This window comes from Wolbachia endosymbiont strain TRS of Brugia malayi (assembly GCF_000008385.1).
Taxonomy (GTDB): domain Bacteria; phylum Pseudomonadota; class Alphaproteobacteria; order Rickettsiales; family Anaplasmataceae; genus Wolbachia.
Window position 1 is genome coordinate 712,523 of record NC_006833.1, and the last position, 25,967, is coordinate 738,489.

Consider the following 25,967-nt stretch of genomic DNA (forward strand, 5'->3'; position numbering starts at 1 on the left):
GATCAATTAGTGACTTCTTATCTGAGTTGTGCAATTTCGGCTTGAGGAAGATTAGTAGATTCAGTTATTAACTTGATAGATATGCTAGCTTTAAGTAGATTTTTTGCAACTTCAATCTTTCCTTCGTTGAACTCTTGTTCAAGGCAAGAAAGATAATTATCGGCATGTTTCTTAGCTTGATCACACGCAAATTGCTCTTCTTCACTTTAATTATATCTGTTCAATTCATTATAAGCTCTACTAATAATTACATCACTTCCTATTATTCTTTCTAAACTCCCTTCACTGCTCTCGCTTGCATACTTAAAGAAATAACACCGCTTTTCAACTACATTTTCTAATTGGCCCTCTTTTGTTTTTGGAAATTTCAGTAATTCTATGAAAGTAAAACTAAAGTCCTTCAGATCATGTTCATAAGTAATCTGATCAAGAGTAACGTAACCTGATTTGTAGGCTAATTTGTTAGAGAATAGAATAAAATCAGTAATAGCAATAAAGATAACTTCTTTAAGATCTTGATATTGTTTACCTACATCAGCTTGACTTAAATAAGTTTTGGCAGTACAATATCGTGCGCGTTTTTAAAAGCTAGTGATTTTAGTGACCTGCATTTCGCAAATAAATTGAACACCTGTAGAATCCCTGTATAGTACATCGACAATACTCTCTTTTTTAGCAGCAATTCCAGGATTTTGAACGTGACTTAAAAAGTTTACATCCTTTACTTCAGCTTCACCAGTGAGACCTAGAATATCATTAAAAAAATGAATGAGAATATCTCTATTTTTCTTAGTACTAAAGATATGATAGAACGCGAAACCATTTTTCGGATCAAAAAACTTTGAAAAAACCACAGTAAACGCAATTAAGAAAATTATACACTATTCTGCACAAATATTCAACTTCTTTACGTTTGAAATCGTTATCTCATAGCCATTCCCAGAAGATAGGGTGTGCTAAATGGTGAAAAGTAGGCTTTTTTTTAAAGCCTTCATAATGTTTCTTTCTGCTACATTAGAATAGATACAACTTTAAGAAACTTACTAAAGTGAAAAAAAGGCAAAAGATATCCCGTGGTAGATAATATTTACTCTCTAATCCTGCAAATTGGCATATTACACTGTCCTAAACACTTTATAAGCAAGTTTCAACTTATATAGGTAAAAACCTAGATGTTGTGAAGGCATAAGGTACATATAGTGCAAAAAATTAAATATAAGACGCCAACTACGTAATAATTTGTCATTTAACCTGCACAGATTAAAGATAACTGAATACCTTTAGTGCTATAGGGCTGCAAGGTTTGTCAAGTAGTTTTTTTGCATTTCTATGAGCTATTTGGATAACATCATTTTAAGAGTATCTGTAGAACCTAAGCTACTACACCATAAAACTTACTTTGGTGTGAAATTACTCGCGTAAGATTTCGGACGTCTCTTAACATCTTTTGGCATTTCAATTATATATTTAATACCGCACTTTTCTGCATATAATACTGCTTTTTCAAGGTAATCAAATTTTAGCACAATCTGTTTTTTTGGGTTTTTTGAGCCAACCCACCCCATCAGAGGTTCAATATAGTAAGACTCAGGCTCAATTTTTAGATACCAAAAACGCGTATTGCCCAAACCAGACTGTGTTGCAGTTCTTGTTGGTTTATAAATCCTAAAAATTATTTTACCATCAATGCCCATAGTTCTTATTAAATAAACTGAAATATATCTCTAAATAAATCCTCGCACAAGTAATTAGCACGATTTACCTTTCTCTTTATAATTGCATCAATATAGTTTTTACAAATTAAAAAATCAGTGTTAAATAGGAGTACAGATACAAAAAGAAAAGAAATGATTGAACTTAAAGGTCCAGAAATTTGCACAGATAGAAGTAGGGAAAATTTGATTGTTTGTTTACATGGCCGGGGATCAAGTGGCAATAATTTCGTTCATCTCGCTAAAGTTATGAGTAAGTCTTTACCCAATTCATGTTTTGTAGCACCCAATGCTCCGTCTAAAAGAGAAATAGGCAACGGTTACCAATGGTTCAGCTTAGAAGACCGCAGTGAAGAAGTATTATATAATGGAGTAAAGAATGCTGCATCGATAGTAAATCATTTTATTGACACGAAGTTAAAAGAGTTTAGCTTGAAAGATACACAACTTTCTTTAGTTGGATTTTCTCAAGGAGCAATGCTTGCAATACATACAGCCCTTACCCGCCCTCAGTGTTGTGCATCAGTTGTTGCATATTCTGGTAAGTTTCTTTCACCTTCAAGAGTTGCACCTAAGATTAAATCAAGACCTAACGTGTGTGTTATCCATGGCGACGCTGACAATGTGGTACCTTTCTCTTTTTTTGACTTGACGGTAAAAGCCCTAAAAGAAAATGGGGTAAATGTTGAAGGATACCCAATTCGCACACTGGGACATCTTATTAATAAAGAAGGAATAAAATTAGGTGTAGAATTTATTAAGAAAAATTTCAAAAAATAATTTCTATGCACTTATTTTGCTTTGGTTATGGATATGTGGCTAGGTTTCTATCAAAAAAATTACTAAGTTTAAGTTGGAAAGTTAGCGGCACTTCAAGAAATCAAGACGTACATAATACCAATTTTTTTAATTATGATAAAGTAAATAAGGATACGTTTCAAGACGTAACGCATGTTTTAGTTTCTATTCCACCAGATGGTGATGATGCGCTGGAGAGATATGGTCATTACTTTCAAAATACCAAATGGCTTGGCTATTTGTCTGCAGCTAGTGTCTATGGTGATCATGCTGGTAACTGGGTTAAAGAAGAATCTGAAACAAAACCTATAGAAAGCAGAGGGAAAAGCCGCCTTAGAGCCGAAAAAAAGTGGCTGAATAGTAAGTTACCTGTACACATTTTCCGCTTGACTGGAATATACGGTCCTGGTAGAAACGTACTAGTTGATTTACAGCTTAATAAAGCAAGAAATGTACAAAAAGAAGGACATTTTTTTTCTCGTATTCACGTTGAAGACATATCAAATATCCTGTTCTCTTCCATGCAAAATATAAAACCTGGTGAAATATACAATTGTGCAGACGATTTACCTGCTACGCAATCCGAAGTGGTAGCATATGCAGCCGAGCTTTTGAATGTTAGCGTTCCAGAGCCAGTAGAGATTTCTTCCCTGCCTGATCATGCACAGAGTTTTTATTTAGGCTCGAAAAAAGTAAGTAATATTAAAGTCAAAAGAGATCTTGGTATCTCTCTAGTTTACCCTAACTATAAAGTGGGGTTGGAAAATCTAATTTCTAACCAACAAGCTCCTATAGAAAGAGGAGAATAAAAGTCTTTTTTCATCGACATCTTAATACTTTTCAGTTGATGGATGAATAAGAAAGCAAATCCTTTGGTGCATCTCAATAATTGCCATTGATGTTTGTTCTGCCCCTTCCCCTATAACTAAAACAGCAGATGTTGCCAGTGCATCAAGAAGATTGACTTGTATCACCTTAAGTGGTTGATTATAAAGATTCGGGTTGCCTATATAAGAATAAGCGGTTCAAACCTACACCAAACAAGAGCGGTAGCTGTAACTCCACGACGCGTAGGTGTTACGTTACTATCTGTAATCAAGATAACAAGATATTTTATGCAATGTTTTGTCTTGAGATAGTTTTCTATATCAATACAGCCACTTTTTGAACATCTTTTAGATATAGAATGTACATTTCGTCACCATTTGACTCATCAATACCTGCAGATGGAATCAAGATATCATCTTTAATTGTCAGGTAGAGATCGTAAGGATTGTGGTTCACATCTATTAAAACAAGAATTTAACTTGTTACAAGAAAAAACAACAGGGATAAGATCCTTTAATAAACTTTGAGGTACTGTTTCAAATGTCTTTCTTCCCATAACAATGACTTGTTTGTCAGTTACCTGACAAAATGCTTCAACTTATTTGGATAACACCAAGGCAATTCATTATTTACTCCCATCACCCCATTGAGATTAATAGCCATAATACCCATAATTTTTTTAACCATCATCCCTGTAAGGCAGCTTGAGTTACAAAAATCGCATGTGATCATGCACATTATGCACTCAGAGGAAGATCAACCTTGTTTATAACATCGATTATGCAGAAATTGTTTCTAAATCTCGATTAAAGACAGGTTCTGTAGAAAAGGAAGAAATAAATGACTTCCTAGAATGACCACTAAACTTTGCAGCCAAATTTTTGTAATGCCTCTATATTGGGTAAAATTGAGATATTCTGATATAGATATTTTCCAAAACCAATGTCAGGATCAATAATTACCGAACTTTTATCAAAATCTAGAGCCAGTAGTCTTTTAATGCCCTTCTCTGCCCAATTATTTATGGTATCAGCTGGATCATGTCACCTAAAATAATTGTATCCTTATGTAGGTAGTATGGAGAGCGAATGCATAATAACAATACCACATCTACTAGTTAGCAATTGCTTTTAAAGTGTTATCATCTAGATCTCCTTTGATATCATTTATTCAGGTAATGTCGTAGTGTTCCAAAGTATTCAAAATAACATCTAGCCATAAACTACTAATGCTGACTTTAATATTGTCAGCTTTCATATAGTGATAAGCTTATCAAGCACTGGTTTTAAGCATGCATGTTCTGCCTTTGGAGTCTGCATAGGAGATCCAAGTCCTGTTGATTGAGCACCAAATTCAACTATGCTTGCATCATCAAAGTATTAGTTGCAGCGCTTGCTTCGTTGCATAATCTGCATCAAGATAAAGACCACCATCTGAAAATGAATCAGGAGTAACATTGACGATACTTACAAGTTTTAGTAGAAGCATAAAACTCTTTAGAAAGCAGTTTTGAGTATGAGGGATATTATGAGCAATATATTGAATGTTTTGCTAATTACTGGAGCATTACTCCCAGAATTAAGCATTGCTATCAAGTGAAGCAAAAATGGTCTATTCATTAATTCTGGATGAGGGATCTTAAGGTAGGGCGTATCAAGTGTCAAATCATCCCGTAATAAAATATTAAAACCAATAAGACGAGGTTCCCATTTTTCATAGACCTGTAGACGGCCTGTCACACTCAATTTGTCTTAGACCTTTTAATAGCTCTTCAGAAGAAGAACAACTTCCATACAAAACCATGTTTTAAAATGGCTTGTCCCACTCAACTGGAGCACCACTTGGTAGAATATCCTTAATTTCCAGAATAATTAAAAATTTTAGATCCTTAAAACAGCCTTCCTTCAGAAGGAAGCAGCCTTTTGTAAATTAGAAAAGCGATCCCCCTACATTTGAGCCAATAGAAATATAAACATTAGTCTATCTTTTTATTTTTGCAGTATATCACAATAAGTAAAAAGAGAACACCTACATGCACATTTGGAACGGATGGTGCAACTTTGTGAGTAGTCACTCTTACAGAAGAAATAATATGCTTTTTTTACATCAAAGGTTATTAATAATTATATACACACTACAAGTAAAATGCTCGATTAAATTGAACTGCTTGTCCTAAACGAGAGATTAAATATTCTATACTACCTGCAGATAGCAAACAGTATCCTCAAGTCGGTCAGTTGTAAGCCCAAGGAGATTTAAAGGTAAAATCAATATCAATACCAACTAACTGGAGATGAAATTTCTCTTCTGCACCATACCATAAATGAACCTAAAGCCATAAATTTCGGACAAGTAGGTTACACAAAGGTTTCGTATATTTAACTCCATTTCCTTATTTTATAGTTTTAAAACCCATATACCCCTGAAGTTAGCTCATTTGTTTACAAGAAGCCTTCCCTCTTATCAATGTAAAATTTTCAGCAATATGCATGCACGCTTAGAGCATTCCATCAAGAAAATCTCATAAGAGTTTCACACCCTTTCTAGCACTCCGCATAATCTTGTCTTGTTCCTCCTCATCTAAATCAGCAATAAGGTTTGTAGACTCCTCAGAATGCCACTTATCAGAATCCATATGAACAGTAAAAAATTGGAGAAGAACGCCCATCATTTATTAAATAGTGTTTTTTCAGACCTTCAATTTTAGATTTCGAAACCTTTAGAGCTTGACGTTCATAGGCATATAGAGCACCAAGGCCTATTGCAAAGTTTGATCGTACGATATCGAAGTAACCATCGACTAATTTCTTGTCTCCTTGCGTCTTCACGAAAATCAGACTGTGTAACACCAAAACCTTCAGCAAAACGTTGCCATAACTCGGGATGATTCTCATCACTTCGCTCTTCTTATATTAAACTACCAAGTAAAACCTACCGCATTTTAAGATTTGGACACAAAGAATGTATACCACCAATATAACGAGGAAACGCAGCAACATGATGATAATACTCCTTCGCATAGACCGTAAAGCCTCAAAGCTTAAATTTCCCTCATTCCATGATTGATAAAACTGATGTTTTAATAAGTGCAAATTATCTAATTCCTTATTAAATAACCGAATGAGTACCTAGCCCCTCCTTAATTAACACTAAAGTTACTTTAAGCTATTCACAGGCTTTTTAGATGTCAAGAGATATTATACCAGTTCTTACTATTACAAGCTTAAATCTAGCTTGTAATTTCGATAGACATAAAAATAGGTACATAAAAAGTTGACTTTTTAATAAAGATTGACTTTTTTCAAAATTTTATATATTACTAAATTAGTATGATAGGAAGTATGAAACGAAAGCAATAAAAGAAAACACAATAAAAACTAGGAAAGAGTTTATAGAAGTTCAAAACGGGATGTGGATTCAAAAGATAGTGATGTTGAACCCAAAGAGCAATGTAGATAACAGAAAGAAAAAGCATATAGTTTATTTCTCAGAACTTACATATACTTCCGCAAAAGAATCAGACGAAGATAAAAGCGAATTGAATTGAACCGCGTCGAAGCAGGTATGGATGTTCACTTCATTAATTTTCCTGGTTCTGGAAAAAGCAAAGGCCATTCTTTAAATGGGTAGATCGAGTAAATACAGGTATCGAAGTTATTTCAGATCTTTTAAAACGAGGCATTCGTTCAGACAACATAGTGTTATATGGTAGTTGCACTGGAAGACCGACAGCTGCTGAGGTTTATAAAAAGTTTAAAGATGACAATATCCATTTAAGGTGCATTATTAATAAATCCTTCAGCTCACTTAAAAAACTTTTAGTTAATTTATTACACATATCAAAACCTAAATAGCCATTTCCCCCTATAATAGAATTTGTACTTAAGTGTTTTGGGTAGCATTTTAAGCCACACACGACAACTAATGACATTACTCCATACACAATTTGTTCAATTTAGAAAACGACAGACTTATAAGTCAACAGGCAGCTATAGGTGCTAAAATTGCTGATATAGAAAAAAAGACTATCAGAAAAAAGAAAAATTTTGAAGGTTTTGAACAATTACAAAGAGTTTCTCATAGAGAATACTAACTTACCTGAAATACCCAGAGCAAAAAATCCTGAACCTAAAGTTGGAGTAACAAAAAAACGCCGAATAAGTTTTTATCATTACTACCTATTAAAACAACAACATTCACTTTTTTCTAATTACAGAGTTACATTCATCAAATAAACATAACTACACTCTCCCTAAGCTGATTTCACTCTTTTTAGAACTCACAGATAACTATTTTGAAAGGAAGGTTCACTCAATCAAGGGCATGCAAAAGAAAGACTCACACAAGAACAAGAATCCAAAATTTATTCCAAACATATAAACTAGATGTCAGAAGTAAATATTTCAGATTCATCAAAAAAGAACTCATGCGTGACTTCTTACATAACCCAAATTAAAATTTTAAAATTGGCGTTTTTTGTGTGCCCTTGAACTGCTTCAGCTATAAATATTAAGAAATTTATTAAATAAAAAAAGGCAAGAGAACCCCGAGGTAGCTAGTATTCACATTCTCCCTTGTCAATTAAGCATTTTCTACTTTCTTAAACGCTTTATAAGCGCGTTTCGGCTTGTATGGGTAAAAATCAGACATATAAAAGGTATAAGGTGCACATAGTGCAAAAAATTAAATATGATACCCAATACCCTAAGCTTTTTTTCATTAACCTGTACAGATTGCAAAGATAAATGATTAGCCTCAGTATCACGATAAGGGGCTGCGAGGCTTGCCAAGTAGTTTTTTCGTCTTTAATAACGTTGTTATATGCCTAATGCACTACCAAAAACTATGTAAGAGATCTAATGCTAGAGAAGCAGGTCTACCCCCAATAAGAGAACCCTTGTATGATTTATAATGTTGCACTAAACCCTAGAAATAAGATAACAAGTTAATAAAGAGTGCCTATAATCGGCAATTAGCCTTACTTATCTATAGAAATTGATATTAAAACTCGTGTACTACCTAAAAGGTATGGTTATTCGGACACTTCCGAATTTATCATTCTGTACCACTGGTCTTCATTCAAAATTCCTACACCTAATTCCACTGCTTTTTTGTACTTATTTCCTGGTTTTTCTCCTGCAACTAGGTAGTCAATTTTAGCAGAAAGATTTGAGCTGACTTTTGCTCCTAGAGCTTTGGCTCTCACTTTCGCCTCTCCTCTACTCATAGTAAGTAGTTTACCGGTAAACACTATGACTTTATTATTTAAAACAGAATTACTAGAGTTGGAGTTCACAGAAAGGATTTGAAGATAATCAGTAAGATCCTTCAACATTTTGATGTTATGTTCTTTAGAAAAAAAAGATTTCAAAGACTCAGCCACTTTTTCCCCTATGCCATCTATACCTACTAGCTCATCACTAAAAGACTTGGCTATTTTCTTCTCTACGCCACCTACACCCACTTCAGCATCATTTGATAACAGTTTTATCATCGAATTATACCAGTTATTATAAGAAACATAATAATTTGCAAGCAATTCTGCTGCAACTTGGCCAATAAATCTAATACCTAAAGAAAATATAAACCTATCTAGAGTTATTACCCTTCTGTTTTGTATAGCATTTAATAAATTAGCTATTGACCTCTCGCCCCAATCAGGCTGTTCTTTTAGACTAAACTCATTCAACCTTTCTTCTAAGTTAAAAATATCGGGAATTTGTTTTATTAGACCAAGGTCATAAAAAAACTTTATCTGTTTTTCACCAAGGCCAAAAATATCAAATGCACCTTTCGATACAAAATGACTTAATTTTCCTATTATTTGAGCTTTACAGGTTAATTCCTCAGAGCATCTTATTGCCGCTCCTTCAGCTTGCACTTTACCACCACATTCAGGGCATATCTCAGGAAATACAAATCCAGGTGCATCTGCGTGACGAGAACCTTTATCTACTCTAACAATTTGGGGAATCACGTCCCCTGCTCTCTTGATTGTTACAATATCTCCTTCTCTTACGTCTTTACGTTTTATTTCATCTTGGTTATGCAAATTTGCCCTACTTACTAGCACTCCGCCAATATTGACTGGTATTAAATCTGCAACTGGAGTTAATACTCCTGTCCTACCCACCTGTATAAATATTTTGTTCAACTTCGTCTTTGCATAAACTGCAGAAAACTTGTATGCAAGTGCTGAGCGCGGGGCTTTATGGGTACTTCCTAGACGACTTTGTAGTATCAAATCATTTACCTTATAGACTATTCCATCAATATCATAATCCAAACTATAGCGGCAATTATAAACCTTGTTATAAAACTCCAGCATTCCGCTCAGATTGTTCGTTAAGGACCGATGTTCATTTACGCAAAAACCAAGTGACTCAAGCCTATTCAGTACTTCACTTTGACTTTTCTCTTTTCCACCAATCAAAGAATAAGCAAAATATTTCAACGGTCTATTTGCTGTAATGCTTACATCTAATTGCTTTAGAGAACCAGCAGCTGCATTTCGAGGATTGGCAAATTCGTTGTCTTTATTTAATTTTAAAAAGTCACTGTTATTGATGTATATTTCACCTCTTACTTCTAACCTATCTTGTACATCTTGCAAAAATCTGGGAAAGCCTTTTATTGTTGCAACATTGCGTGTGACATCTTCTCCTATAAAACCGTCACCTCGAGTTGCAGCTTTGACAAATCTTCCATCTTCATAAACTGCAGAAAATGATAACCCATCAATCTTTGGCTCACAGAACACCTCTATTTCTTCTTCAATTAAAAACCTCTTTATTCTAGATAAAAATCGCTCTACACCTTGTTCATCATAAGCATTTTCAAGAGAGAGCATAGGTTCTCGATGCTTTATCTTAGAAAACTTCTCATCAGGTGCAGCACCAACACCATCTTGTGTTACACACGCTCCCGGAAGTTGTCCTTCCATTTCAACTAACTTTTGCTTCAGCTTATCATACTCAGCATCAGCGATTTCTGGCTTACTCTTTTGGTGATATAAAACATCATGATAACTGATCTGATCTCGCAGTTTAGTAAACTCTTCTATCATCTTTTCCAAATCAGCCATGCTTAAATTACATTAATATAATACCATGTTAGCTTCATCGTCAAGTTGCGAATTTCCTTTAATTCAGCGTATGATACTTGATAAAGTACTGAGAAACAACAAAAGAAGTTGCAGATATTAAACGGCTTAAGAGTGATATATTTATTTGCAATTGATGACCGGAATTATTTATCATAACTTTGGAACTATACAAAATTTTATATGATTATATTAATAACAAATGATGACGGTTTCGAAAGTGAAGGAATAAAATTACTTAAAGAGGTTGCACGAAATTTCGCATCAGAAATCTGGATAGTGGCACCAGATACTGATAGAAGTGGAGCAGCAAGATCTCTTGATCATCCAGTGAAGCAGTCTATTAGAATAAACCAACACAATGAAAGGGAGTTCAGTGTGTCTGGCACCCCTGCAGATTGTGTAATTATCGCACTAAATAAGATTATGGATAAAAAGCCAGACTTAGTATTATCTGGAGTAAACATTGGGTCAAATGTTGGAGATGATGTTTGTTATTCAGGAACAATCGGCGCTGTAATGGAAGGTGCTGCAAGATCTATACCTTCTATTGCGCTAAGTCAAGCATACCATGGTGGAATAAACTGGTACAATACAAAGATTTTTGCCCCAAAGGTTATTGCTAAACTAGTTAAGGTTGGCTGGCCTAAAAATATAGCGATGAGCATAAATTTTTCCGCTACAGAAAAAGTAAAAGGAGTAGAATTTGCTGAACAAGGTGAATACAACATTGATGGAGACTTAACTTTCACTGAAAATCCGGACGGTTCTTTAAGTTTAAATTGGTCTCGAGAACATTTAGGTAGCGGTAGTGTAGGCAAAATCAAAGAAGGATTTATTACCATTACACCAATAAAATTAGATTTTACAGATTATGATACACTGAATGCTATGAAAAATTCTTATGCAGAGGAATTTTCTTCTATAGTTAATTGAAAAAACATTTGCAAATCTTTTATTAGTTGAATAACATATGGTAGTCAGACATAATAACCTCCTACTTCGCACCTTTTAGGTGCGAATTGAGGCATTTGGCAGGTATAATTAGGTTTTTGAGCAACTAAAGGAAGAAGTATCACAATTTTCTCACTTATTATATAACACCTCACACCCTGGAACCATACACTAAGATTAAACCTTATCCCAAGTTCTACACTGTGAGAAAGTTTTTGCAGTTTCTATAACCTATAACCAGCAAAAATACTTGTCTTTAAAGAAAGTGGAAGATTAATACCAGAGCTTATCTGATAAGCGAAAAAAATATCATTATCTGTAAATTTTTTGTAAGATTGCTTGATTCCAGTAATACCTATTCTAGCAGTAATATATAGAGCGATATCTGTACCTTTAATCTTATAGTTATAATGTAATTTTGCAAGAAATCCCACTTCAGATCCTTTTCTGTAGAATCATAAGCAGAGCATAATGCCTAAGCTCCAATTGAAACTTTAGTGATGCCTGTATAATGATAGACGATATCAGCTACAAAAAAGTCATTATGATATAGAGGCACATCACAGTAGACCCTATCTCTAATCCAATCAACTCCAAAGCATGGCTAGACAAAAAAAGAAGTAAACAATGTATATAAAATAATTAAATTTTCATCCTAATTATAAAATATTAACATATAATAAATATATCATAAACATAAAAACAATACAAGATAAAATTTAACTACTTATTTTGATCTTACCCAGAAAAAGCGGTAAAAAATTAGTAATATTTTTACAAAAAGGGCAATAAACCAAATTACCCAGGAACGTAACAATTAATAGCAGAATACCTACACTGTCTATTAGTAAAAACTCCTATGTATTCAAATATAGCAATATTTCAACACTTGAGTATTTCTATAATCCAGGAAAATCATCTTTTTTATTTTTTATAGGGAAAAAAGTGCACTGCTTCCATTATCGCTTTCAATTGGAATAGTAGGTCGTATTAAAGCAATTTTTATAACTTCATCAATGTTCTTAACAAAAACTACGTTGATCTCTTTTTTAATATTTGCTGGAATTTCTTGCATATCCTTTTCATTTTCGCCAGGTATAATCACAGTCTTGATTGATCCTCTGAGCGCCGCAAGTAACTTTTCTCTCAGACCTCCAATAGCTAAAACTCTACCACGTAATGTTACCTCACCTGTCATAGCAACATTCTTGTTAATCGGTATATTTGTCATAAGAGAAACAATGGATGTACATACTGCACTACCAGCAGAAGGACCATCTTTTGGTACAGCACCCTCAGGTAGATGTAAATGTATATCATTATTTTTGAACTTTTCAGGTTTTATACCAAAAAATAGACAATTTGATCGAACATAACTATATGCAGCCTTTATAGATTCTTGCATAACCTCTCCAAGCTTTCCTGTGTATTTTATTTCCCCCTTGCCTGGAATCAGGACTGATTCTATCATTAAAATATCACCACCTGTTTCAGTATAGGCAAGTCCAGTTACTACCCCTACTAAGCTATCTTTTTCTGCAATACCAAAGGTGTATTTACGCACTCCCAAATAATCTTGTAAGTTATCAACTCCTACAGATATTTTCTTATTTTGACCTGCCAATATTTCTTTAACTGCTTTTCTCATGAGCTTTGCAAGCTCCCTTTCCATACTACGGACACCACTTTCACGTGTATATAAGCGTATTAACTCATATAGTGCATCATTAGTTATGCCCCATTCTCTCTGACGTAAGCCATGCTCTTTTTTTAATTTGGGAATTAGATGATATTTAGCAATATTGATTTTTTCATCCTCAGTATAACCAGACAATTGTATAATCTCCATCCTATCACGCAAAGGGTGTGGCAAATTTAAGCTGTTTGCTGTAGCTACAAACATTACACTCGAAAGATTAAATTCAACTTCTAAGTAATGATCAGTAAAGTGCTTATTGTGTTCAGTATCTAAAACTTCAAGCAATGCAGATGCAGGGTCACCACGCGAATCAGAACCCATCTTATCTATTTCATCAAGCAAAAAAAGCGGGTTACACGAATTAGCTTTTTTCATATGCTGAATGATTTTGCCAGGCATTGAACCAATGTAAGTTTTTCTATGGCCACGTATCTCAGATTCGTCACGTACACCACCAAGAGCTATGCGAACAAAATCTCTACCTACCGCTCTTGCCATAGACTTAGCTAAAGAAGTTTTACCAACACCAGGTGGTCCAACCAAGCAAAGTATAGGACCTTTTATCTCTTTTACTCTCTTTAATACTGCTAAAAACTCTATTATCCTATCTTTTACTTTTTCTATGCCATAATGATTTTCATCTAAGATCTTTTTAGCTGCATTTAAATTAATTTTCGCATCTTTATACTTTCCCCATGGTAGATCAAGCAACCAATATAGATAATTAGATATAACCGTAGCTTCAGGAGAAATGGGATTCATTTTCTTATATCTCTTTAACTCAGTCATAGCTTTTTCCCTTGCTTCCTGGGAAAGCTTTATTTCATTTATCTTTTTTTCAAATTCATTTATTATATTTCCCTCCTCTCCATTCTCAAATTCACCCAATTCTTTCTGTATGGCCTTCAACTGCTCATTAAGGTAGTAAACTTTCTGAGTACTTTCAACTTGTGATTTAATTGTTTTATATAAACGGTTTTGCGCATTCAAAATACTTATTTCTCTTTCAATAAAGGCAAAAGCTTTTTTTAAACGCTCTTCCAAGCTATAAGTTTCAAGTATACTTTGTTTATCTGATGCTTTTATACTTAAATATGAGATTACCGTATCTACAAGCTGATCAATTTTTTTGATCTGCTCGACGGGATTAACAATAATTTCAGGATGATTTTTTTTGTTTAGTTTACACCAGCTATCAAACGCATTTATAACAGCTCGCCTTAAAGCTTCCAGGTCAACATTATCCTCACTTTCCTCATACTCATGATAACTATCTAACTCTACCCTAGCTTGTAGTAAAGCATGAGAGTCAATATACTCTATAACTTTCCCCCTGCTCACTCCTTGGATTACAACTTTTACTGCATTATCAGGTAATTTTATCAAGGGTTGCACAATATTTGCCAACACACCTACTTCATACAGATCTTTTGGCTCTGGGTTATCAATAGAGCCATCTTGCTGTGCTACGAGAAAAATCTCATTTTGACGACTGCGATTATTAATTGCATACTCTAGTGCGCTAATAGATTTTTCCCTGCCTATAAATAAAGGCACCACTATATTTGGAAAAATTACTACATCTCTTAAAGGCAATACTGGCAATGTAGCAAAACCAGAATCTACAGCACATTCAACTTTCATAATACATGTCTCAAATTAATCATTAACTGTTATAACATTGCCCTTGTTATTATGATTAATCACTGCTTTCCCTAATTCTACCATTTCCTTAGTGATTACTATTGTACTACCCTCAAAACCCCCATTTCCAGCTGTATACATAACATCAAGCAAAAGTGATTCTAAAATAGCACGTAACATCCTTGCACCTGTTTTATAACTCATAGCTTTTTCAGCAATAGCTGATATTGCTTCATCTGAAAATTCAAGGTTTACCTTGCTAAAAGCAAGTAACGCCTTGTATTGCTTTATTAGCGCATTTCTTGGCTCTATCAATACATGTACTAGATCTTCATGGTCCAGCTCATCTAAAACAGCAGTTATTGGAACCCGTCCTACAAATTCTGGTATTAAACCAAATTTGATCAAATCTTCAGGTTGAACATCATGCAAAGTATTCTTTTTCTTTTGCTCTTTAGATTGACTTATATCTGCTCCAAAGCCAACTGATGTTCCCTTTTTTCTTGCTTCAATAATTTTATTTAGACCTTCAAAAGCTCCTCCACAAATAAATAGTATGTTATTAGTATCTACTTGTATAAACTCTTGTTGTGGGTGCTTTCGCCCACCCTGTGGTGGAACATAAGCAACTGTGCCCTCCATTATCTTAAGCAAAGCTTGCTGGACTCCCTCACCTGAAACGTCACGTGTTATCGAAGTGCTTTCAGATTTTCTTGTGATCTTGTCTATTTCATCTATAAACACTATACCACGCTGTGCCTTTGCAACATCATAATTTGCAGCTTGCAATAGACGCGACAACACGCTTTCTACATCATCACCTACATAACCTGCCTCGGTCAAAGTTGTCGCATCAGCCATAGCGAATGGTACATCTGAAACTTTAGCAAGCGTTTTAGCTAGTAAAGTTTTACCAGAACCAGTGGGACCAATGAGCATCACATTCGATTTTTCAATTTCGACATCACTTATGGCATTAAACTGTGCCATGGATTGACAATGGTTATACATAGCCACAGACAAAACGTGTTGTGCGTGCTCTTGACCTACAACATGCTTGCTAAGAAAAATTTTTATATCCTCAGGCTTTTTTAGTAATAACTTTACATCAGACATATAATCTGAATTAAAAGATCCACCTTTCTTTTGACTTATTGCTTTATGGGATAACTCTATGCACTCGTTGCAAATAAACACTTTCAAACCATCTGAAGAATTAGTAATCAACTTGTCTACTTCATTTTGTGCCTTGTTGCAAAAAGAACAGTAGTGTAAATCGTCATTGTTGTTATCCATTAACCTACCTTTTGTTCAACTTTAATATTCTCAACCTTAATATCCTTACGCTCAGCTATTACTCTATCAATCAAGCCAATTCTTCTCGCTTCTTCAGGATCCATGAATTTATCTCTTTCCATCATTCCTTCAATTTTCTTCAGTGAATTTCCAGTATGTTTTTCATAAATCTGATTCAGTTTTCTCTTAACCCGCAAAATTTCATTAGCATGTATTTCTATATCAGTTGCTTGACCCTGATAACCACCAGATGGCTGATGTATCATAATTCTTGAATGAGGTAGAGAGTAACGCTTACCTTCTGTGCCAGCTGCAAGTAATAAAGAACCCATAGACGCAGCTTGACCTATACACAAAGTTGAAACATCTGGCTTTATATACTGCATTGTATCATAAATCGACAAACCAGCAGTTACAACACCACCTGGTGAATTAATGTACATATAAATGTCTTTATCAGGGTTTTCCGATTCTAAAAATAAAAGCTGTGCTACTATTACGCTGGCCATGTTATCTTCAACAGGACCAGTTACAAAAATTATCCTCTCTTTTACTAGCCTAGAATATATGTCATAAGCACGCTCACCACGACTAGTTTGCTCAATTACAATTGGTATAAGAGTCATACCTTTTCCTACTAAATATTACCAAACAATTCTTTTAACTCTTTCACAGAAACAATTTGCTCTTCTTTATTAACTTTTTCTATTATGTAACTCGTAACTTTATGCTCTAGAGCTTGCCCTCTAACTAACTCTTGAAATTGTCTGTCTGACTTAAAATGCTTAAATACCCTATCAAATGGCACATCTTTACTGATATACTGATTTACAATAACATTTAAAATATCATTTTGAGTTAACGATATCTTATGCTCTGTACTAAACTTCATAAATAACATTGCAAGTTTTACACGCCTTTCAGCTTCCTTACAAGAGTCATCCTTAGAGCCCAACTCCCTTTCCACTCTCTGTTGCTCCTGTCTTACTACATCTGTAGGTAAATCAAAGCTATAATTAGCATCCAAATAGTCAAATAGCTCCTTCTTAATCAAGAGATCTCTCATTTCTTCACACTGACCACCAATTACTTCTTTTGCATGATTTTTTAGCGAAGAACAATCTCTAAACCCAATTTTCTTAGCCATTTCATCATCACCTCCAAAATCTTCAGCAACTTGAATATCATTAACTCGAACAGAAAAATTAGCCTCTTGTCCCGCAAGGGAAATGGTTTGATAATCCTCAGGAAATTTCAACTTAAAACTTTTTGTTTCTCCTTTTTTCATACCAGTTAATTGATTTTCAAAACCATTAATAAATGTGCCAGACCCTAAAGTAACTTTAAAGTTTTTGTTGCTCCCACCCTGAAAAAGCTTATTTCTAATTCGTCCTTCAAAGTCAATTACCAATTTATCTCCATTCTTTGCCTGATAAGAAGCATCATCAACAGAAACAAAGCTAGGAAATCTTGTTTTTATAGAATCGACAAACCCTTTTATGTCCTCCTCTTCAATCCTTGCTTCAACTTTTTTCAAATTTATTTTATCAAGATCTATTACTGGTACTTCCGGCATTGATTCAAAAGACAGTTTGTATACAAAATTGCTCTTCTCACCCTCTTCATTCAAATTTGGTAATGACATAATATCAACCTTAGGATAAATGTGAGACTTGACTTCAATTTTTTTCATTAAATCACTTGAGCAATAGTCAATCGTACTATTTACTACATATTCCAAAGCTTCGTTCTTATAATTTGTAACAACAAGATCATAGGGCATCTTTCCAGACCTAAATCCAGGCAATTTTGCGTTTTTTGCTATTTCTTGTAGTCTAGAATTCACCTTTTGTTCTATATAATTGCTACCAACCGTGATTTCATACTCATGCTTTAGTTTATCTATACTAAGTTCCTTATAAGTATATATACTACTTAATGTATCTACTTCTACTGCATTTTGAGGTATATTACTAGACATTACAATCCATTTATCAACATTTTAATTTATATTCTAACAGAGTCATTCTATCAGAATTTAAGTTAAATACAATCTTTAAGAACAGGTTTTTTCACACAGCTAAAAGTGTATTCAGTGATTATAAATTTTTTCTTAAAACCTAAGTTACATGATTTCAAGTGCGGATAGAGGGACTTGAACCCCCATGAGCAAGCTCACCAGGACCTAAACCTGGCACGTCTACCAATTCCATCATATCCGCAAAAAATCTTCAGTACTCCATTATAGGTACACTATTAAAATATTCAAGATTTAAAGTCTTACTTAATTTATGGTATTTACACAATCAAAAAAGCTTATTAACATTTCTTAATAAGAGCTCTAAATTCTAAAAACCAATAATGAAATTAATAACAAGTTTATTACTTGCAATTTTTCTGATCACACAGAGTGGCTGCACAACCCTTATAATAGGTGGTGTAGTGGCAACAGCAACAGCAATAACAATGCAAGATAAATCCCTGGGAAATATCGTTGATGACACAACCATGGTCATTAGAATCAACAAGGAACTTTTAAAACATGGGCTATTTTCATCTATTAAGGTTAGAGTAAGTGAAGGAAGAGTATTGCTTATTGGAAACGTTGACACTCCTGAGAAGCAACTCACAGCAGAAAAAATAGCTTGGCAGCAAAAAGAAGTTAAAGAAGTGATAAATGAGACAAGAGTAACACCAATTCAAACTACTTCCATGTTTGATACCACTGTGGATTATATGATAACGGCAGAAATAAGAACAAGACTCCTGGGAAAAAGAAACATCAAATCAATTAACTATAGCATCAATACGGTTGATGGAGTTGTTTATTTGATGGGTATAGCCCAAAATAAAGCAGAATTAAAAGCCGTAATAGCAATTGCAAGAAAAGTAAAGGGAGTAAAACAAGTCGTGAGCTATATACGGTATAGAAATAGCAAGTTACGTCATTAACGGACTTCTTTGAAACTTAGTTTTCAGCAGTAATTTTTATATCAAAAGTGATATGCAAACAAGAGTAGCTTTTCAAATGGATGAAAATATAAACTTTGAAACTGATACTACATTTGCATTAATAAAAGAGGCACAAAGAAGGAAGTACAAAGTTTTTGCCTATGCCCCTAGCAATTTAGCACTAAAGCTAAATCAGCCAATTGCTCTTGCTCAGAAAGTCAGTGTTGATGATTGTAATTTTACCTCTAAAGAAGATGTAGTTATTAACTTGAATGAAATGGATATCATATTTATCAGACAAGACCCACCTTTTGATATGCGTTACATTACAACTACCTATATTTTAGAAAAAACTAGAGCACTGGTAATTAATAATCCAACAGAAATGAGAAATTGTCCTGAAAAATTGATAACTTCATTATTTCCAGAGTTAATTCCTCCAACTTTGATTACTGAAAATATATCAATGATCAGAGATTTTTACCACGATTACAGAGGTATTATTCTGAAGCCATTGTACAGCTATGGAGGAAACGATGTAATAAGAATACAAAATGAAAACAGTATTCAAGTAGTAGTGGAACTTATGATCACAAAATATAAATGTCCTGTAATTGCACAAGCATTTTGTAAAAATGTAAACAAAGATAAAAGAATATTGTTGCTGGATGGTCAACCAATTGGAGTAATGAAACGAGTTCCAAGGGTCAGTGGAGAAATTAGAACAAATTTGCGGCTTGGAGCAAGTTTTGAACCCGTTGAAATGAACGATAGAGACAATGAAATATGTAATAAAATTGGCCCTGAATTAAAGAAAAGAGGGCTAATATTTGTTGGCATTGATATTGTAGATGACTTTCTTCTCGAAATCAACATAACTTCACCCACGGGAGTAGTTTACATCAATAAACTATATAATACATCACTAGAAAAAGACCTATGGAACACATTTGAAGAAAAAGCCAGCAGCCATATTAGTCAACCAAGTTTGTGAATTACTATTCTAATAAACTCAGTAACCCCATTCTTTATCCTTATTTTCTTAGTATTATTAGCCATATCACGTAGTTTTTGAGAATCACCTAACAGATTAACTAGTAACTTCGTTAGATTTTTTTTCACCTCACTATTTTGCTCAACTACTACAGCTGCCCCTGAATCTTTAATATATTCCGCATTATAAAATTGATGATCATCCTTTGAGCAAGGATAAGGAATATATATAGCAGGGCGTCTAGCAAGAGTGATCTCTGCTATTGAAGTTGCACCTGCCCTGCTAATTACCAAATGAGCATCGGTTAATCTGCTTCCCATATCATCAAAAAATTCACTCAACTCACAAATAACCTGTCCTCCTTTGTATAAGCCCTCTACCTTATTCATATTTTTCTTCATGCATTGTTGTACTACTCTAATCTTCTTTCTTATTTCAATAGGCAGGTTACAAATTACGCTACTTACTACATCATCAAAAAAATTTGCACCTTGGCTACCTGCTATGATTAATACAGTTAGGATTTTCTTAGTGCTAGAATGGCTCTTTGCTTTTATATCAACAAAATTTCCTATAAAAACACATTTATTGCCTTTTGCATACTTAGTTTCTGGAAAGCTAGTTGCAATCAATTCTGCACTATTGAAAAAGAATTTATTTACTCTCCCTAAAACCGCATTTTGTTCATGTAAAATTATAGGTATAGAAAGAACTTTTGCTGCAAGAAGAGTTGGAAAAGAAGCATAGCCACCAAAACCAATGACCAGTTTTGGTTTTAACTTTCTTATTTGATATAATGCTAACACACAACTATATATCAACAAGAGAAAAAACCTAAACTTATTGCCACCCGGTTTATTTAGTGGCAGGGTATAGTCCTTCACGTCAGTATTTTTACCTGTTTTTTTATCAGCAAATAATATGCTATCGTATCCTTGCCTTTTTATTGCTCTTGCTAAGGTTATAGCTGGAAAAATGTGTCCACCTGTACCACCTGTTGCTAGAACGATATCCATCTGTGAATAACAAAATGATGCTAGATTATTAACTATAATTTAATAACTTGCACGCAGAATCTTATTAAGCTTTATGATAGTTGAGTTACAATGCCCAAAAGTAGTAATAGCAAAAAAGAATCTAATGTGAAAAAAAAATAAACCTAAAGAACAAAGAGAAAGCAGGAGCGGAGTTTTTTTAAACTGTTAAAAACATAATAAAAGTTCTCCTCAAATCAACTGTTGATCTCCCTTAGCAAGCTCAAAATAAAATGAGAAATACTGATCAACAACAAGGTTTAGATAGCAAAGAAAAAAGCTCAGAAGACCTTAAACCAGAGAAAAAACGTGAAATGAAAGAAGCAGCTGCAGAGTTGAAAGAAGGCATAAAAAAATCTGGTGCTGGCAATCAATCTGTTGGAACTGAAGTATCAAATCAAGCTACTACTCAAGATATTGACAATTCCAAAACAATGGAACATTAACTCAACTGTTTAACGACTCATCATATGCAGCAAGTACTGATTCATGTATCATCTCTGAAATGGTTGGATGAGGGAAGACCACAGACTTTATGTCACAGTCTGTTCCTTCTAGCTGCTTTACAAGGACAAAATTGCTAATTAACTCTGTTACTCCTACTCCTATCATGTGAGCTCCAAGAAGCTCACCTGTTTTTTTATCTATAATCACCTTTACTAACCCTTCGGTTTCACCTAGCGTAATAGATTTACCATTAAAGTTGGAATGAAACTTCCCTATTTTTATATCATACCCATCTTTTATTGCCTGCTCTTCAGTAAGGCCAACACTTGCTATTTGCGGATGAGAGTAAGTGCAATTTGGTATGCATTCTTTTCTTAACGCACGAACATTTTTACCAGCAATTCTTTCAATGCAGATCACGGCTTCGTGGCTTGCTTTATGTGCTAAACATGGCGGACCAGCTATATCACCTATTGCATATACACTTGATTCATCAGTTTCATACCATTCATTCGTTTCAACAAAACCAGAAGCACTTAATTTAACTTTTGTATTTTCTAAACCTATACTTTCAGTGCTTGCCTGAATACCAACTGCAACAATTACCCTATCAAACTCTTTGCTTTCACCACTGCTTAGTTGCACTTTAATAGAGTTCTTACCTTTAGTAAAGGCTTTTACACTATTGTTTGTATATATTCTTATTCCCTTTCTTGTAAATATCTCTTGTGCCAAATTTGAAATATCTTTATCCTCCAGCGGCAAAATAGCGTTCTTTACCTCTATGATTGTTACATCAACTCCCAAAGTACTATAAAAACTCGCAAATTCTATTCCTATAGCACCAGACCCTATAATTAGTAGTGACTTTGGCAATCTATCCGGGGTCATAGCATGCTGTGCATTCCATAATAAATCTCCATCTGCTTCTATCCCATGCAGATTTCGCATTCTCACACCTGTTGCTAAAATAATATGTCTGGAAGAAATTTCTTGTTCCTCCCTACCACTAGAAACTTTTATAGTATGATTACCTGCAAGTTTACCAAAACCTTGGTAGACTTTAATGCCATTTTTTTTCATCAAATACGCAACACCGCTTGACAATTTACCAACAACGTTCCTTGAGGATTTTACTATCGACTGTATATCAAAGCTTGCATCCTTTACTTTTATACCAAATTCCTCCGATCTTTTTATAAGTTCATAGACTTTGGACGCTCTAAGTAGCGATTTAGTTGGTATACACCCCCAATTTAAACATATACCACCTAAACTTTTTTCCTTTTCAATAATTGCAGTTTTAAATCCAAGTTGTGCCGCTCTAATTGCTGCTATATAACCACCAGGACCGCTACCTATAACTACAATATCATACTCACTCACTAGTTTTCTCATATTCAAAAGACTATATATAACAGATGGAATACGTGTAATCAATGACGTTACCTCTTGTTACTTAAATAGTTAAAACTAGCATCTAGATCTTTCTAGCCACACAGAAACAGGACTAAAAAACTACTTGACAAGCTTTATCATTCCTCTTACTACGGAATTTAGTTATTTTATAACTTTCCAATCTGGGCAGGTTAAAATGACAAGAAGATCTTGCATTTAGTGTACTACTGTTTAATTTTTCGCACTATGTGCACCGTTTTATAAAAGCTTTAGATTTTTACCTATACAAGCTGAAACGCGCTTATAAAGCGCTTAAGGTATCACCCAATATCAAATAAAGTAAAGAGTTAATAATTAGCTACTTTGTTTCTTTTGCCTTTTTTCTATTTGGTAAATTTTTTAAATATCTATGGCTAACGTGAAGCCAACTTGTTAAATACAACAAATGATGTCAGTTACTCGCATGATACCTTGAAGATTTGAAAATCGTTATTCCTATAAAGAATGCAACTGATTTTTTGTGAAAAAGCCCTACACTTTCAACATGCAATAAGAACATTTTTATTGTAATTAAGATTTCTAGCATGTATATTAATAAATCTTGTTTTCAATAAGTAATGAAAGTAATAATTGTTATGATAATATTATCGTGTAGCAGCTACACAATGGCAAGTGAACGAATAAGTCTAGTGAATAAAAAATTATCCCAAGGATATGTGGCCCCAGTGCTCACAGAAAATAGTGTTATTCTGGCAGATAAGCATGGCACCTTGTATTCCTTTGATATTGACAACTCAAGGGTTATGAACTGGAAATTACACCTTCCACACAGAAAAAAGATTGGTAACATAAGCCTATCGCGTTATGGAAGAAATGTTTTCTTTGTAGTAGATAACGTTCTACATGCAATAGATGCAAAAACTGGAGAGATTCAATGGGAAAAAGAGCTGAGAGCTCCTGCAAGAGGAAAAGTAGTAGTAATAAATAATAAACTGATAGTTTTGACCATCGATAACTATCTGCATACGTTTGATGTAAAAGACGGCAGTCCTGCTTGGACTTACCAAATGGTATCAATGAGATTCGAGGTTTATACTCCATATCACCAGCAATTTTCAACGATAAAATAATAGCACCATTTTCAAACGGTGAACTAATAGCCTTTAATGAAGATGGTAAAAAATTGTGGAGCCAAAAATTGTTCACAAACCTTTTTGATACACCGCTCACAGATATAACTACCACACCAAGAGTATGTGACAACATTTTAATAGCCAAAAATAACTCTTACATTTATAGTATTGACGTAAAATCAGGAAATATTTTATGGTCCAAGCCACTAAAGGTAAAAAGTGTATCAGACATTGAGTCATATTATAGTCCACTTATCCCTGTAAAGGAACAAAAAACAGGTGGTAGAATTTTTATAGTGACTAAAGACAACAAAGTAATTGGCATCGATATACAAAGCGGAGAAGTAGTCTGGACGTCTGATTTAATAGAAAATACGCAATTATTTGCTCCAGTTATGTATGCTCATACGCTATGGGTTACAAGTAATAAAGGTTCAATGCTTGCTTTCCCTGGGTTTGAAAGTGTAGAAGAAACTATTAAAATACCGGGTAATGTGTTTCATACTCCAGTGTTTACCCATGGCAAGATATACATAACAACTGAAGGAAATGGTGTTTATTCTTTAGAAAATAGGTTCGTTTTTTATGAATAATTATGATCTGATTGTTATAGGTGGCGGTCCAAGTGGTTATAAGTGTGCTATCGCTGCTGCAAAACTTGGATTGAAAGTTGCTTGCATAGATAAAAATAGCATTTTTGGTGGCACATGTTTACGAGTTGGATGTATACCCTCTAAAGCGTTACTTCACTCCTCCTACCAGTATGTCTACACGAAAAATAACCTGCCAAAACTTGGCATAAAAACTAAAGATGTAAACTTCAACCTAAAAGAAATGCTAGGGTACAAGGACGCCAGAGTTCAGGAGCTTGGAAAAGGTATAGATTATCTGTTTAATCTTTACAAAATTACTAAAATCAACGGCCTTGGAAAAATTACTTCTTTTGATCAAGATAGCCTCAAAGTTTCAGTTGAAGACAAGGTGTTGAAGACAAAAAACATAGTAATTGCAACCGGTTCCAACGTCAGTTCTTTACCAGGAATTAATATCGATGAGAAGAATATTATTTCATCCACTGGTGCATTATCTTTAACTGAAGTGCCAAAAAAGCTCGTCGTAATTGGAGCTGGGGCAATAGGGCTTGAAATATCTTCCGTATGGAGCAGACTAGGGTCTGAAGTTATTGTAGTAGAATTTCTTGATAGAATTGCTGCAACAATGGATGGAGAATTAAGTAAGTCTTTGCTTTCCAGTCTACAAAAACAAGGAATAAAATTTATGCTTAGCACTAAAGTTGAGAAAATAAAACAAAATAGTAATTCTTTGAGTGTGAAAGTTTCCTCTATTAAAGATAATCAAACGAATACTATAGAAACAGATAAGGTGCTCATTGCAGTAGGCCGCAAACCATGCACTGAGGATCTTGGTATCGATGAAAAAATAGAGGAAGATAACCGTGGTTTTATTCAAGTCAACAATAGATATGAAACTAATGTGAAAGGAATATTTGCCATTGGTGACGTGATCGGTGGAGCAATGCTTGCTCATAAAGCAGAAGAAGAAGGAGTGGCAGTTGCAGAGATAATAGCTGGGCAGTCCCCTCACGTTGATTATGAAATCATACCGTCGGTCATTTATACTCATCCTGCAGTTTCTTCAATTGGTAAAATTGAAGAGGAATTGAAAAGTGCTGGTCGAAAGTACAAAGTTGGTAAATGCCAATTTGCTGCAAACGGCAGAGCAAAAATCACTGATGATGCTGAAGGGTTCGTGAAAGTGCTAACTTGCAGTACAACAGATACAATATTAGGTGTGCATATCATAGGTGCATATGCTGATACGCTAATTAACGAGGCAGCGGTGGCAATGGCATACGGTGCAGCAGCAGAAGATATATATAGAATTTGTCACTCTCATCCTGACATAAATGAAGCTTTCCGTGATGCGTGCATAGATGCTTTCTTTAAAAAGTAACT

18 protein-coding genes, 1 tRNA gene and 4 pseudogenes are annotated in these 25,967 nt (G+C 34.3%); 8 read left to right on the top strand and 15 right to left on the bottom strand.

The features are described 5' to 3' along the window. Positions 1-17: 17 nt before the first annotated feature. Positions 18-854 (bottom strand): annotated as a pseudogene (locus WBM_RS03240) (Rpn family recombination-promoting nuclease/putative transposase). A 540-nt stretch (positions 855-1,394) separates the two neighbouring features. Then, positions 1,395-1,694: an ETC complex I subunit gene (locus WBM_RS03245; protein ID WP_011256743.1), complete on the bottom strand. Its 300-nt coding sequence runs from the start codon at positions 1,692-1,694 to the stop codon at positions 1,395-1,397. Between the two features lie 153 nt (positions 1,695-1,847). On the opposite strand from WBM_RS03245, the gene WBM_RS03250 reads away from it, so the two are divergent. Together WBM_RS03250 and WBM_RS03255 are read left to right on the top strand one after the other, a co-directional pair. Next, positions 1,848-2,492, top strand: coding sequence for an alpha/beta hydrolase (locus WBM_RS03250; protein WP_041571575.1), 645 nt, complete (start codon positions 1,848-1,850; stop codon positions 2,490-2,492). Positions 2,493-2,497: 5 nt separating this feature from the next. Continuing rightward, positions 2,498-3,319 (top strand): SDR family oxidoreductase, encoded by an 822-nt coding sequence (locus tag WBM_RS03255; protein WP_011256745.1) that lies wholly within the window; start codon positions 2,498-2,500, stop codon positions 3,317-3,319. Between the two features lie 476 nt (positions 3,320-3,795). Here WBM_RS03255 and WBM_RS03265 read toward each other — a convergent pair. From WBM_RS03265 to ligA, 5 genes and pseudogenes are all read right to left on the bottom strand, one after another. Then, positions 3,796-4,025: pseudogene (locus WBM_RS03265) on the bottom strand (dihydrofolate reductase); the annotation flags it as partial. Between the two features lie 173 nt (positions 4,026-4,198). Continuing rightward, a complete protein-coding gene (locus tag WBM_RS06455) occupies positions 4,199-4,363 on the bottom strand; it encodes a dihydropteroate synthase (RefSeq protein WP_225416171.1) in 165 nt (54 codons plus the stop codon). Between the two features lie 346 nt (positions 4,364-4,709). Next, positions 4,710-4,826, bottom strand: coding sequence for a dihydropteroate synthase (locus WBM_RS06460; RefSeq protein ID WP_225416101.1), 117 nt, complete (start codon positions 4,824-4,826; stop codon positions 4,710-4,712). Between the two features lie 1,033 nt (positions 4,827-5,859). Further along, positions 5,860-6,460, bottom strand: a pseudogene (locus WBM_RS06965) (CADD family putative folate metabolism protein). Positions 6,461-8,370: 1,910 nt separating this feature from the next. Continuing rightward, on the bottom strand, positions 8,371-10,422 hold the full coding sequence (ligA, locus tag WBM_RS03285; protein ID WP_011256746.1) for an NAD-dependent DNA ligase LigA: 2,052 nt from the start codon (positions 10,420-10,422) through the stop codon (positions 8,371-8,373). A gap of 201 nt (positions 10,423-10,623) precedes the next feature. Between ligA and surE the strand changes: the two genes are divergently transcribed. Further along, positions 10,624-11,376 (top strand): 5'/3'-nucleotidase SurE, encoded by a 753-nt coding sequence (surE, locus tag WBM_RS03290; protein WP_011256747.1) that lies wholly within the window; start codon positions 10,624-10,626, stop codon positions 11,374-11,376. A 242-nt stretch (positions 11,377-11,618) separates the two neighbouring features. On the opposite strand, the gene WBM_RS05920 is transcribed toward surE, so the two are convergent. The 6 genes from WBM_RS05920 to WBM_RS03320 form a co-directional block, all read right to left on the bottom strand. Further along, a complete protein-coding gene (locus tag WBM_RS05920) occupies positions 11,619-11,828 on the bottom strand; it encodes a hypothetical protein (RefSeq protein WP_011256748.1) in 210 nt (69 codons plus the stop codon). 497 nt (positions 11,829-12,325) lie between these two features. After that, complete coding sequence (gene lon / locus WBM_RS03300; protein WP_011256749.1) at positions 12,326-14,737, bottom strand: endopeptidase La; 2,412 nt, start codon at positions 14,735-14,737, stop codon at positions 12,326-12,328. Positions 14,738-14,752: 15 nt separating this feature from the next. After that, positions 14,753-16,033 (bottom strand): ATP-dependent Clp protease ATP-binding subunit ClpX, encoded by a 1,281-nt coding sequence (gene clpX, locus WBM_RS03305; protein ID WP_011256750.1) that lies wholly within the window; start codon positions 16,031-16,033, stop codon positions 14,753-14,755. After that, positions 16,033-16,659, bottom strand: a complete 627-nt coding sequence (gene clpP / locus WBM_RS03310; protein ID WP_011256751.1) for an ATP-dependent Clp endopeptidase proteolytic subunit ClpP — start codon at positions 16,657-16,659, stop codon at positions 16,033-16,035. Before clpP ends, clpX begins: the two co-directional genes overlap by 1 nt. Positions 16,660-16,670: 11 nt before the next feature. Further along, the gene (tig, locus tag WBM_RS03315) at positions 16,671-18,014 is read right to left on the bottom strand and encodes a trigger factor (RefSeq protein ID WP_011256752.1); all 1,344 of its coding nucleotides are present in this window, start codon (positions 18,012-18,014) and stop codon (positions 16,671-16,673) included. Positions 18,015-18,173: 159 nt separating this feature from the next. Further along, positions 18,174-18,255 (bottom strand) — tRNA-Leu (locus WBM_RS03320). A 139-nt stretch (positions 18,256-18,394) separates the two neighbouring features. Here WBM_RS03320 and WBM_RS03325 point away from each other — a divergent pair. Both WBM_RS03325 and gshB read left to right on the top strand, forming a co-directional pair. Then, positions 18,395-18,985 carry a BON domain-containing protein gene (locus tag WBM_RS03325; RefSeq protein ID WP_011256753.1) on the top strand — a complete coding sequence of 197 codons (591 nt, stop codon included), beginning with the start codon at positions 18,395-18,397 and terminating at the stop codon, positions 18,983-18,985. A 52-nt stretch (positions 18,986-19,037) separates the two neighbouring features. Further along, a complete protein-coding gene (gene gshB / locus WBM_RS03330; RefSeq protein WP_041571480.1) occupies positions 19,038-19,979 on the top strand; it encodes a glutathione synthase in 942 nt (313 codons plus the stop codon). Here gshB and WBM_RS03335 read toward each other — a convergent pair. Then, a complete protein-coding gene (locus WBM_RS03335; protein ID WP_011256755.1) occupies positions 19,964-20,995 on the bottom strand; it encodes a UDP-N-acetylglucosamine--N-acetylmuramyl-(pentapeptide) pyrophosphoryl-undecaprenol N-acetylglucosamine transferase in 1,032 nt (343 codons plus the stop codon). The two genes, gshB and WBM_RS03335, sit on opposite strands and share 16 nt — an antisense overlap. A gap of 251 nt (positions 20,996-21,246) precedes the next feature. On the opposite strand from WBM_RS03335, the gene WBM_RS06470 reads away from it, so the two are divergent. Beyond that, complete coding sequence (locus WBM_RS06470; protein ID WP_011256756.1) at positions 21,247-21,459, top strand: hypothetical protein; 213 nt, start codon at positions 21,247-21,249, stop codon at positions 21,457-21,459. A 1-nt stretch (position 21,460) separates the two neighbouring features. Here the strand turns inward: WBM_RS06470 and lpdA (WBM_RS03345) are convergent, their stop codons facing one another. After that, the gene (gene lpdA / locus WBM_RS03345) at positions 21,461-22,846 is read right to left on the bottom strand and encodes a dihydrolipoyl dehydrogenase (RefSeq protein WP_041571576.1); all 1,386 of its coding nucleotides are present in this window, start codon (positions 22,844-22,846) and stop codon (positions 21,461-21,463) included. A 629-nt stretch (positions 22,847-23,475) separates the two neighbouring features. On the opposite strand from lpdA (WBM_RS03345), the pseudogene WBM_RS03350 reads away from it, so the two are divergent. Both WBM_RS03350 and lpdA (WBM_RS03355) read left to right on the top strand, forming a co-directional pair. Then, a pseudogene (locus WBM_RS03350) lies at positions 23,476-24,584 on the top strand (PQQ-binding-like beta-propeller repeat protein). Next, positions 24,577-25,965 (top strand): dihydrolipoyl dehydrogenase, encoded by a 1,389-nt coding sequence (lpdA, locus tag WBM_RS03355; RefSeq protein ID WP_011256759.1) that lies wholly within the window; start codon positions 24,577-24,579, stop codon positions 25,963-25,965. Before WBM_RS03350 ends, lpdA (WBM_RS03355) begins: the two are co-directional and overlap by 8 nt. Positions 25,966-25,967: the final 2 nt, after the last annotated feature.

Excerpts from the sequence above, each read along its gene's own strand:
- clpX (WP_011256750.1), bottom strand. The coding sequence starts at position 16,033 with ATGGATAACAACAATGACGATTTACACTACTGTTCTTTTTGCAACAAG.
- WBM_RS03250 (WP_041571575.1), top strand. The coding sequence starts at position 1,848 with ATGATTGAACTTAAAGGTCCAGAAATTTGCACAGATAGAAGTAGGGAA.
- WBM_RS03255 (WP_011256745.1), top strand. The coding sequence starts at position 2,498 with ATGCACTTATTTTGCTTTGGTTATGGATATGTGGCTAGGTTTCTATCA.
- lon (WP_011256749.1), bottom strand. The coding sequence starts at position 14,737 with ATGAAAGTTGAATGTGCTGTAGATTCTGGTTTTGCTACATTGCCAGTA.
- WBM_RS06470 (WP_011256756.1), top strand. The coding sequence starts at position 21,247 with ATGAGAAATACTGATCAACAACAAGGTTTAGATAGCAAAGAAAAAAGC.
- WBM_RS03245 (WP_011256743.1), bottom strand. The coding sequence starts at position 1,694 with ATGGGCATTGATGGTAAAATAATTTTTAGGATTTATAAACCAACAAGA.
- gshB (WP_041571480.1), top strand. The coding sequence starts at position 19,038 with ATGCAAACAAGAGTAGCTTTTCAAATGGATGAAAATATAAACTTTGAA.
- surE (WP_011256747.1), top strand. The coding sequence starts at position 10,624 with ATGATTATATTAATAACAAATGATGACGGTTTCGAAAGTGAAGGAATA.
- WBM_RS03325 (WP_011256753.1), top strand. The coding sequence starts at position 18,395 with ATGAAATTAATAACAAGTTTATTACTTGCAATTTTTCTGATCACACAG.
- WBM_RS03335 (WP_011256755.1), bottom strand. The coding sequence starts at position 20,995 with ATGGATATCGTTCTAGCAACAGGTGGTACAGGTGGACACATTTTTCCA.
- tig (WP_011256752.1), bottom strand. The coding sequence starts at position 18,014 with ATGTCTAGTAATATACCTCAAAATGCAGTAGAAGTAGATACATTAAGT.
- clpP (WP_011256751.1), bottom strand. The coding sequence starts at position 16,659 with ATGACTCTTATACCAATTGTAATTGAGCAAACTAGTCGTGGTGAGCGT.
- WBM_RS06460 (WP_225416101.1), bottom strand. The coding sequence starts at position 4,826 with ATGCTTCTACTAAAACTTGTAAGTATCGTCAATGTTACTCCTGATTCA.
- ligA (WP_011256746.1), bottom strand. The coding sequence starts at position 10,422 with ATGGCTGATTTGGAAAAGATGATAGAAGAGTTTACTAAACTGCGAGAT.
- lpdA (WP_011256759.1), top strand. The coding sequence starts at position 24,577 with ATGAATAATTATGATCTGATTGTTATAGGTGGCGGTCCAAGTGGTTAT.